Raw genomic sequence first — 1442 nt, forward strand, 5'->3', positions numbered from 1 at the left:
GGTCAGACGACGCTAACCGAACACCGAGACGCGACGAGTTCCGTCGTCGAACTTCGCCCGGAAGACACCGAACTGATGGCGGATGTCGCGTCTACAGTCCGAGAGACGGGGATGGAAGATACACTTGCACATCCAGAGGTAGACTGATGGGTGCACCGAGGGCCGACGAATACGAGTTTACGTGCACCCAGTGCGGCGAGCGATTCGAAGTCAACGATTCGATGCGCGATGCGCTCCTTGAGCGTGGCTGTCCAATCTGCGGTTCTGCCACTTCGGAAAACGAATTCGCTACGCTCTCTCCGTGACGATTCTCTCTGTTTCCTGTTTTCTCATCCGGCTTCGGTCACTGTCTTCCCGCCGCTCGGGAAACAGTAGGCTACATATACGTGTGTCTCCCGTACTACGAACAAGATGAGCGACAGCGCGGACTACACTTTCGTCTGCCCGGAGTGTGCCGAGTCCATGCTGGTCAACGATTCGATGCGCGATGCGCTTCTCGATAATGGATGTGTCATCTGTAGCGCCTCGCTCACCCAAGATGCGTTCTCTCACGCCTGAGTGACCAGCCACATTCGGCACGCTCATGTTCTCTCCCTAACCAGTTGTGGCTCTTCTCGGTCCGAGAAGTAACAGTAATTACGTCCGGCACAAGTCTGCATGTACGAACCGATGTCTCTGGACCAACAGACAGAACTCTCGCCCGACGAGATACATGAGGTCTTGACCCGTCACGAGACGGGTGTCCTCTCGCTTGCGAAGGCAGACGAGCCTTACGCAATCCCTATATCCTACGGATACAACGCCGAAAGCGGTTGTTTCTATCTCCGACTCGTCTCGACACCCGAGAGCGAAAAACGCCAATTCCTCACCTCCTCGCCCCGTGCACGACTCGTCGTGCACGAAGCGGATGGCCAACTCTATCGGAGCATCATCGCCGAGGGGACGCTCGAACGGGTCAACCCGGACGAGTTGACAGTCGAGCGCATCGTCCAGTACGGGGAGGCCAAACGACCGCTGTTCGAAATCTGGGGGGAGACCAAACGCGACCTCGATATCCAACTGTTCGAACTCGAACCTGACAGTCTAGGCGGCCGAGAGATAGAACTCGACCCCGAGGAGTCCGACGCGTGACGCCTCGGACCACCTCAGTCACCGCCGAGACACGCCACATCAACGCGTAGTCCAATGCCCACTGGGATTCGTGCGACTGTCGAGTTCGACACGCCGTCCGTCTGTCCCATCGCCTCGATTGCACACTCGACAGACTCCGCCGTCGACACCGTCTCGAGAAGTGTTGTGGCGAACCCCGACTCAGTGAGTGTCTCCGAATTCGTCGTCGAGGTCGAGGAACTCCCCGACGAAACGACGCTCGACCCGATTTTCTCCTACGGGACGAAGCATCTCTACCGGTTTTCCCACGAGGAGAGCACGGGCTGTCCGTG

General features: G+C 57.9%; 3 protein-coding genes and 1 pseudogene. All 4 read left to right on the forward strand.

All coding sequences use genetic code 11. The features are described from left to right. Window positions 1-146: 146 nt before the first annotated feature. Window positions 147-305, forward strand: a complete 159-nt coding sequence (locus QT222_RS01130; RefSeq protein WP_004057923.1) for a DUF7560 family zinc ribbon protein — start codon at window positions 147-149, stop codon at window positions 303-305. Between the two features lie 106 nt (window positions 306-411). Further along, window positions 412-558, forward strand: a complete 147-nt coding sequence (locus tag QT222_RS01135) for a DUF7560 family zinc ribbon protein (RefSeq protein WP_004057921.1) — start codon at window positions 412-414, stop codon at window positions 556-558. Between the two features lie 111 nt (window positions 559-669). Further along, on the forward strand, window positions 670-1131 hold the full coding sequence (locus QT222_RS01140; RefSeq protein WP_491476029.1) for a pyridoxamine 5'-phosphate oxidase family protein: 462 nt from the start codon (window positions 670-672) through the stop codon (window positions 1129-1131). Window positions 1132-1185: 54 nt separating this feature from the next. After that, window positions 1186-1442 (forward strand): annotated as a pseudogene (locus tag QT222_RS01145) (helix-turn-helix domain-containing protein); the annotation flags it as partial.

The organism is Haloferax sp. s1, assembly GCF_058382125.1.